Genomic DNA, 7,131 nt, shown 5'->3' with positions numbered 1-7,131 from the left:
AAACGGCCTGCGTTTCGCCATCCGCGAAGGCGGCCGCACCGTCGGCGCCGGCGTTGTGTCGAAAATCATCGAGTAAGGCGCTTACGCCAATACTCAAAGAAAGGGCGTCCCAAGGGGCGCCCTTTTTCGTTCCAACAGGAAAAAGATTGCCGCTCACCAGCAACATTGGGATGACTCACGTCTAGCGATGCTATGCTTAAAGTTGTGTCTGCAGTATTTTGTGGTTACGAGTTTTTCTGCATTACTCGCATCAAGCAAAGGATACAGCGATGAAAAGGTTCGCAATTGCGATTCTATTGATGAGCTCTGCAGCGGCAATGGCAGGAACAAAAGACAACAAATTGACAATCGATCATCGGGCTGATGGATTTAAGGGTAAAGCTGGTGCGGGTTGGACTGATAAGGACTTACAGAAAAATGCCTTTGGTGCCCTTTGTTCTGACGGATTGAAAGTTGCCGATCTTCAAATCCAGCGAAACAAAAAAGGTGTCGCGAAATTTACTGGGAAGTGTGTTCCACAGTAGTCTGCTACGGGGGCTCAACTATTTTTTCTGGAAACGAAGGCCTCTCCTGAATGGAAAGGCCTTTTTTGTGGCGCAACAGCACGCCTGCATATCCATGCGGGATGGAATGCCTGAATACGAAATTACTCGCAAGCAGCATCCACGATAAATTCCACTTTCAGTTCGGGGCGTGCCAGCTTGGCTTCCCCGCAGGCGCGGGCCGGTGCGTGGCCTTTGGGAACCCAGGCATTCCAGACCTCGTTCAATCCGGCAAAGTCTTTCATATCGGCCAGCCAGATCGTTACACGCAGCATTTTCTCACGTGATGACCCGGCTTGTACGAGCAGGGCATCGATTTTTTCGAGGCAAATTCGGACTTGTTCCTGAATGGTGTCACCCTCGGCGACTTGTCCGGTCAGGTAGGCCACGCCGTTGTGTTTTACGATTTTCGAGGACCGTTCGCCGGTGTCGATGCGTTCAATCATGGGGCATTCTCATTTAGATGTTTGATGCGGCTGTTCATGGTCACAAGATGACCTGCTTGGCAATTGCTATTTTCGTGGCAAGACCTGCAGTTTTGGCGGTTTAATTTTACCTCCACCTCAACGCAAAGAAGTGACCCCATGTTTGCACTCGAAGCAAACGGCGCGAGACCCGCAGGGGTTGGTGTCAGTAAATCAGAGTTTGGGGTAAATCATGTTTGGACTTCCGTTCGTACACTACAGCACGCGTATCCTGCACAGCACCGATCTGGGCGACATGCAAGCCGCAATCCTAAGCGCCGATGATCCTGAGACGGGCACCAGATCGCACCTGCCACGTCCGCAGCAGAAAGTAAGCCATGTAACCTGTCTTTCAGAGAAACCTGGAAGATTCCGGGTGAAAAAGTAATAGGTCAGAGTCAACGCTCTAGCCCACCATACAGCGACTGCTAAACTCAACATGCACCTGTAAAGCGCGCCTGGCCCCGGTCAGCGCGCAAAACTGATGAGGTAGGGCATGGTGGGTTTGGACCTTTTGGTAAATGCGGCGAATGTCTTTTACCTGATTTCTTACTCGGTCAGGGATATTTTCTGGCTGCGTGTTCTGTCGGTGATTGGCGCGATGATCCTGCTGCCCTATTACTATCTGCAACCCGCGCCGCTGTGGGCCCCGATCGGGTGGAACCTGTTTTTCACCGGAATCAACATCTTTTGGATTGTGCGTTTGTTGCTGGAACGACGACCGGTGCCATTTACCGATACGCAAAGACACCTCTATGAAATCGCTTTGCGCAATTTTTCGGAACGGGATGCGTATAACCTGCTGAGAATGGGTGTTGCCAAATCGGTTCCGGCCGGAACCAGACTACTGACGCAGGGCGGTCCGGTGCACAGCCTTTCGCTGATCGTGGATGGTGAGATAGTCGTAGAGATGAACGGGGAACACGTTGATACGCTGGGTGAAGGTCGCTTTCTTGGCGGTACAGCCTTTCTGAGCAAAGATCAGGGTTTCGCGGCGCCCGTGGCCGTGACGGCGCGAACGCCGTCACGCGTGATTGAATGGAAAATGCCAGATCTGACTGCAGAACTTCAGAAACAGCCTGATCTGGCGATTTCAATCGAAGCTAGCCTTGGGCTCGAGATTTCGCGGTTTCTGCAAACCGCCAGATTGCAGATGGCCTAGAGAGCGGATTCTGCGGCGGCCCTTACGGCGCGAATATTGTCGCCATAGACGCCGGGGTTTTCAACTGATCCACCCTTGAAGACGGCTGATCCTGCGACCAGAACGTCAGCACCTGCGGCTGCAACCAACGGGGCTGTATTCGGGTCAACACCGCCGTCGATCTCGATATGCACGGGGCGGTCACCGATCATCTGACGCAGTTTGCGGACCTTGCTGGTCATGTCGATGAATTTCTGACCACCGAAGCCGGGGTTCACGGTCATGACGCAGACCAGATCGGTCAGGTCCAGCAGATGCTCGACCGCGTCAGCCGGGGTGCCGGGATTCAGCGCAACACCGGCTTTCATACCCGCGGCGCGGATCGCCTGCAGGGTGCGGTGGGTGTGCGGGCCGGCCTCGACATGGGCGGTCAGGATATCAGCGCCTGCATCGGCATAGGCCTGAATATAGGGATCAACCGGCGTGATCATAAGGTGCACGTCCATCACCGTTTTGACGTGCGGACGGAATGCTTTGACGGCGGGCGGGCCGAAGGTCAGGTTCGGTACGAAATGACCATCCATCACGTCGACATGGACCCAATCTGCGCCCTGGGCTTCGATGGCCTGAATCTCTTGCCCGAAATTGGCGAAATCGGCGGACAGGATCGACGGAGCGATCTTGATGGTACGGTCAAAGCTCATGGTGGCCTCGTGTCAGCTGAAGAGTCGCGATCGCGTATACCTGCGCTTCTTTGCAAAGGGTAGTCCCTGACACTAGGGCCGTTACAAAACTTTCACCACACCGACACAAAGCCGTTGAACGCCGTCTGTAGCAGATCTCCACCACAGATAGGGGTGGCACATGCTGCGTATTAAAAAACTGACCAAGCGCTTCGGCGAGAATGTTGCCGTGGACGCGGCGACGCTGGATGTGGACAAACCTTGCATGATCGGGATTATCGGGCGGTCGGGCGCTGGTAAGTCGACCTTGCTTCGGATGATAAATCGTCTGACGGATTCCAGCGATGGTCAGATTCTGTTCGAAGGCCGCGATGTCACCCAATTGAAGGGGCGTGAAAAACGCGCATGGCAAGCGGACTGCGCGATGATCTTTCAGCAGTTCAATTTGGTGCCACGGATGGATGTTGTTTCGAACGTTCTGCATGGCACGCTGAACCGCAACTCGACAATGGCGACCATGTTCAATCTGTTCCCAATGCAAGAAATCCATCGCGCCATCGACATTCTGGATCGTCTGGGCATCGCCGAACATGCGCCCAAGCGCGCTGAGGCTCTGTCGGGCGGTCAGCAGCAGCGTGTCGCCATCGCGCGCGCCCTGATGCAGGACCCCAAGATCATTCTTGCGGACGAACCGATCGCCTCGCTGGACCCGATGAACGCACAGGTCGTGATGCAAGCGTTGCGCCGTATCCACGAAGAGGACGGTCGCACCGTAATCGCCAACCTGCACACGCTGGACACCGCGCGCCGTTATTGCGACCGCGTAGTCGGGATGCGCGACGGGCGCATCGTCTTTGATGGTCTGCCTGAGCAACTGACAACCGGCGTAGCCCGCGAAATCTACGGGGCTGATGCTAGCTTCTCGGAAGAGGCGACCTCGACCGAAATCGAAACTCTGGATGCCACCCAGAAGGTCCTGATGGAAGCGGAAGCGACCATCTGAGCCAACCACCCCCTTTCATCGCCCGGTCCGATGAAAGGCCGGGGCAATCAAACTGGAGAGAGACAGATGAAAAAACTAATGGCTGCCCTTGTTGCGACCACTGCCATGGCCGCGCCTGTATTGGCTGACGAAATCAGCGAGTTTCGCATCGGCATTCTGGGCGGTGAAAACGCTCAGGACCGTCTGAACAACAACGAATGCCTGCGCGAATACACCGAAGAGTTGCTGGGCGTTCCGACCAAACTGTTTGCCCCTGCCGATTACAACGGCGTGATTCAGGGCTTGTTGGGCGGCACCATCGACGTGGCCTGGTTGGGCGCGTCTGGCTACGCCAAAACCTACCTGTCCGACCCCGAAGCGGTTGAACCGGTTCTGGTCAAGGTCAACACCGACGGCGGCTACGGCTATTACTCGGTTGGTTTCGCCCGCAAAGACAGCGGCATCACCTCGCTGGAAGACATGAAGGGCAAGACCTTCGGTTTCGGTGATCCGAATTCGACCTCGGGCTACCTGATCCCGTCGATCGAAATTCCTGCCGCAACTGGTGCGACCATGGACTCGGGCGACTACTTTGGTGAAGTGAAGTTCACCGGCGGTCACGAGCAGACCATCGTTGCAGTTAACAACGGCGACGTTGAAGGTGGCGTGACCTGGGCCGACGGTCTGGGCGATTGGGAAGACGGCTACCAGTCGGGCGCGCTGCGCCGCGCGGTGGATGCCGGGCTGGTCGACATGAACGACATGGTTGAAATCTGGAAATCCCAGCCGATCCCGGAAGGTCCGGTTGTGGTCCGCAAGGCGTTGCCTGACGATGTCAAAGCCAAAGTGACCGAGCTGTGGGACACTCTGAGCGAGAAAGACAAGGATTGCTTCTATGGCGTGGCTGCAGGTGAAGCCAAGAGCTTCGACCCAATTACGCATGATGCCTACGAAGTTATCATCGAAGCACGCAAGCTGAAGTCCAACTAAGCCTGCATATCCATTGATCGGGGTCTGGTTAAAAACCTGGCCCCGTTTTTCTACTCAGGAGCATTCCATGACAGACCTGACTGTTGGGTCCATAACCGTCGATCAGATCCGCGACGAATACACTGCGATGGCGCGACGCAAGAGGGTTTATGGTGGTATCCTTCTGATCCTGTTTGTCGCCATGATGGCCGCAGGGTTCCGCACGGCTGACAGCCGCAATGCAGGTAGCTTCCTTGACGGCTGGCATCGGATTTTTGACTACCCGGCCGAGGTACTGTCAGAGGCCTGGGAAAAGATAGGCGAGATGCCTGCGAATCTGATAGAGTTCTTTCCTGCCCTGGTCGAAACACTGAATATCGCTGCGGCCTCGACGCTGATCGGTACGATTGTGGGGGCGGTCTTGTCGCTGCTGTCGACGCGCGGAATGGCTTACTGGCCGGCTCTGATTCCTTTGTTCAGGCGGATCTCAGATATCTTCAGGGCGATCCCCGAGATTGTCATCGCTCTGGTCCTGATTTTCATTCTAGGTGGCGGTCCGGTGCCTGCGATGATTGCTATTGCGATCCACACGGCTGGCGCGTTGGGCAAGTTGTTTTCCGAGGTGAATGAAAACGCCTCGCTCAAACCGGTTGAGGGACTGCAATCGGTCGGTGCAAACTGGTCGCAGCGTATGTACTTGGGCGTGATCCCACAGGTCGGGCCGAACTATGTCAGTTACGCCTTGCTGCGGTTCGAGATCAATATTCGCGCCTCTGCCATCCTTGGCTTCGTTGGCGCGGGTGGTCTGGGCTATGAACTGCGTAACGCGATGTCCTGGGGGCAGGGGCGTTATGACGAAGCGGCCGCTATTTTCATCCTGCTGTTCGTCACAATCGTCATCGTCGATCAGATGTCTGGCTATCTGCGTGACCGTCTGGCTCACGGATCGGAAAAAGGAGCCTCGGCATGAGCACCTTCGCAACCAATCTGACCGCTGACGAATTGAAGGCAGAGGCGGACCGCCTGTTCAGCCGCAAGCGGGTGGTGAATTTCAGCCTGCCTGCATTGGTAATGGTCTATCTGACCTACGTGTTTTTTGCCTTTGACGTGTCGGATCTGGCGGCTCGGGCAAACTGGGAAAACGGTAAGACACTGGTTTCGGACAGCTACAGCTATAAAACCCATATCGAACGGGACAATCGTACGGGCGAGGTATCCTCCGCGATCGAGGGCGAGCGCAAGGGTGCGTATCCTGCTGGCGAAGCCCCTGATTGGGTGACGTTGGGCGAGACCACTGTGATTGATCTGGAAGACGGTCACATAGTGCGCTTTGGACCTGAGACGATAGAATATGACATCCCTGGTTACGGTACCGTCCGAGCAACGCCGAGCCGTTCAGCCGGTGTGCAGGCGAAATTGCCAGCGGGTGAAGTGCCAGAGTGGATCAACGTATCGAAGAACCGCTTGGCGATCACCACGAATGCAGGTCGCCTGACAGTGACCCGTAATCGGTCTGAAGTGTTTCGTTATTTTACCGGGTGGGAGCTGTTCTGGTTTACTCTCGACAGCCCGTATCACGGCAAGTCTTTCCCCGAAGTGGCCGGGCTGGCTGCGAAGGGTGAGACAAGCGCGATCTTAAACGATTTCTGGACCAATAAGATGTGGCGGCATCAGGACGTGGCCTGGGCGATTTTTGAGACCATCCTGATGGCATTCCTTGGCACATTGGGTGCGGCTATTGTTGCTCTGCCGATGGCCTTTTTGGGGACGCGCAACTTCAACCCGCTGAAATCCTTGCGCTTTGCTACGCGGCGCGTGTTCGACTTTGTCCGTGGTGTGGACGCGCTGATCTGGACCGTCGTTCTTGCCCGCGCTTTTGGCCCCGGCCCGCTGACCGGTGCGCTGGCAATTCTGGTGACAGACACTGGAACTTTCGGCAAGATTTTCTCGGAAGCCTTAGAGAACGTCGACCCGAAGCAGATTGAAGGCGTGCAGTCGACCGGAGCCAACGCGCCGCAGCGCTATCGTTTCGGAGTGATCCCTCAGGTTACGCCAGTGTTGTTAAGTCAGTTGCTTTATTTCCTCGAATCCAACACACGGAGCGCCACTGTAATCGGCGCGATTACGGGCGGCGGCATCGGTCTGTTGCTGACACAAGCGATTATCACTCAGAAAGATTGGGAAGAAGTAGCCTACTACATCGTCCTGATCATCTTGATGGTGATACTGATGGATTGGTTTTCCGGCTGGCTGCGCAAACGTCTGATCCAAGGTGAGACGAAAAAAAAGCGCAAGCCGCGCGATCCCAAAGCCAATCCGCTACTTTTGCCCTGACTAAGACCGAGGACTA

General features: G+C 55.7%; 10 protein-coding genes. 8 read left to right on the top strand and 2 right to left on the bottom strand.

From position 1 onward, the window contains the following. Together AB1A64_RS19535 and AB1A64_RS19530 are read left to right on the top strand one after the other, a co-directional pair. A partial coding sequence (locus AB1A64_RS19535; protein WP_205964993.1) for a hypothetical protein occupies positions 1-76 on the top strand: 76 nt, incomplete at its 5' end. A 193-nt stretch (positions 77-269) separates the two neighbouring features. After that, the gene (locus AB1A64_RS19530; RefSeq protein ID WP_366553401.1) at positions 270-524 is read left to right on the top strand and encodes a hypothetical protein; all 255 of its coding nucleotides are present in this window, start codon (positions 270-272) and stop codon (positions 522-524) included. Between the two features lie 122 nt (positions 525-646). On the opposite strand, the gene AB1A64_RS19525 is transcribed toward AB1A64_RS19530, so the two are convergent. Beyond that, entirely contained in the window at positions 647-988 is a 342-nt protein-coding gene (locus AB1A64_RS19525) for a RidA family protein (RefSeq protein WP_366553399.1), read from the bottom strand. Positions 989-1,199: 211 nt separating this feature from the next. Here AB1A64_RS19525 and AB1A64_RS19520 point away from each other — a divergent pair, with 211 nt between their 5' ends. Next, positions 1,200-1,394 (top strand): hypothetical protein, encoded by a 195-nt coding sequence (locus tag AB1A64_RS19520; protein ID WP_366553397.1) that lies wholly within the window; start codon positions 1,200-1,202, stop codon positions 1,392-1,394. A 108-nt stretch (positions 1,395-1,502) separates the two neighbouring features. Further along, positions 1,503-2,168: a cyclic nucleotide-binding domain-containing protein gene (locus AB1A64_RS19515; RefSeq protein WP_366553395.1), complete on the top strand. Its 666-nt coding sequence runs from the start codon at positions 1,503-1,505 to the stop codon at positions 2,166-2,168. Here the strand turns inward: AB1A64_RS19515 and rpe are convergent. Further along, on the bottom strand, positions 2,165-2,851 hold the full coding sequence (rpe, locus tag AB1A64_RS19510; RefSeq protein ID WP_366553393.1) for a ribulose-phosphate 3-epimerase: 687 nt from the start codon (positions 2,849-2,851) through the stop codon (positions 2,165-2,167). The genes AB1A64_RS19515 and rpe overlap by 4 nt on opposite strands. 160 nt (positions 2,852-3,011) lie before the next feature. Here rpe and phnC point away from each other — a divergent pair, with 160 nt between their 5' ends. The 4 genes from phnC to phnE (AB1A64_RS19490) all read left to right on the top strand — a co-directional run bounded on the left by phnC (position 3,012) and on the right by phnE (AB1A64_RS19490) (position 7,115). After that, positions 3,012-3,833 carry a phosphonate ABC transporter ATP-binding protein gene (phnC, locus tag AB1A64_RS19505; protein WP_366553391.1) on the top strand — a complete coding sequence of 274 codons (822 nt, stop codon included), beginning with the start codon at positions 3,012-3,014 and terminating at the stop codon, positions 3,831-3,833. 66 nt (positions 3,834-3,899) lie between these two features. Continuing rightward, positions 3,900-4,802, top strand: a complete 903-nt coding sequence (gene phnD / locus AB1A64_RS19500) for a phosphonate ABC transporter substrate-binding protein (protein WP_366553389.1) — start codon at positions 3,900-3,902, stop codon at positions 4,800-4,802. 67 nt (positions 4,803-4,869) lie between these two features. Beyond that, positions 4,870-5,751, top strand: a complete 882-nt coding sequence (gene phnE, locus AB1A64_RS19495; protein ID WP_366553387.1) for a phosphonate ABC transporter, permease protein PhnE — start codon at positions 4,870-4,872, stop codon at positions 5,749-5,751. Then, on the top strand, positions 5,748-7,115 hold the full coding sequence (gene phnE / locus AB1A64_RS19490; protein WP_366553385.1) for a phosphonate ABC transporter, permease protein PhnE: 1,368 nt from the start codon (positions 5,748-5,750) through the stop codon (positions 7,113-7,115). Before phnE (AB1A64_RS19495) ends, phnE (AB1A64_RS19490) begins: the two co-directional genes overlap by 4 nt. The last annotated feature ends 16 nt before the right edge of the window (positions 7,116-7,131 follow it).

It is taken from the genome of Ruegeria sp. ANG10 (assembly GCF_040705255.1).
Lineage (GTDB): Bacteria > Pseudomonadota > Alphaproteobacteria > Rhodobacterales > Rhodobacteraceae > Ruegeria.
The sequence above is the reverse complement of the archived record's forward strand: the minus strand, read 5'-3'. Positions and strand labels throughout refer to the sequence as shown.

Coding starts and splice junctions, on each gene's coding strand:
- AB1A64_RS19530 (WP_366553401.1), top strand. CDS start 270: ATGAAAAGGTTCGCAATTGCGATTCTATTGATGAGCTCTGCAGCGGCA.
- AB1A64_RS19525 (WP_366553399.1), bottom strand. CDS start 988: ATGATTGAACGCATCGACACCGGCGAACGGTCCTCGAAAATCGTAAAA.
- AB1A64_RS19520 (WP_366553397.1), top strand. CDS start 1,200: ATGTTTGGACTTCCGTTCGTACACTACAGCACGCGTATCCTGCACAGC.
- AB1A64_RS19515 (WP_366553395.1), top strand. CDS start 1,503: ATGGTGGGTTTGGACCTTTTGGTAAATGCGGCGAATGTCTTTTACCTG.
- rpe (WP_366553393.1), bottom strand. CDS start 2,851: ATGAGCTTTGACCGTACCATCAAGATCGCTCCGTCGATCCTGTCCGCC.
- phnC (WP_366553391.1), top strand. CDS start 3,012: ATGCTGCGTATTAAAAAACTGACCAAGCGCTTCGGCGAGAATGTTGCC.
- phnD (WP_366553389.1), top strand. CDS start 3,900: ATGAAAAAACTAATGGCTGCCCTTGTTGCGACCACTGCCATGGCCGCG.
- phnE (WP_366553387.1), top strand. CDS start 4,870: ATGACAGACCTGACTGTTGGGTCCATAACCGTCGATCAGATCCGCGAC.
- phnE (WP_366553385.1), top strand. CDS start 5,748: ATGAGCACCTTCGCAACCAATCTGACCGCTGACGAATTGAAGGCAGAG.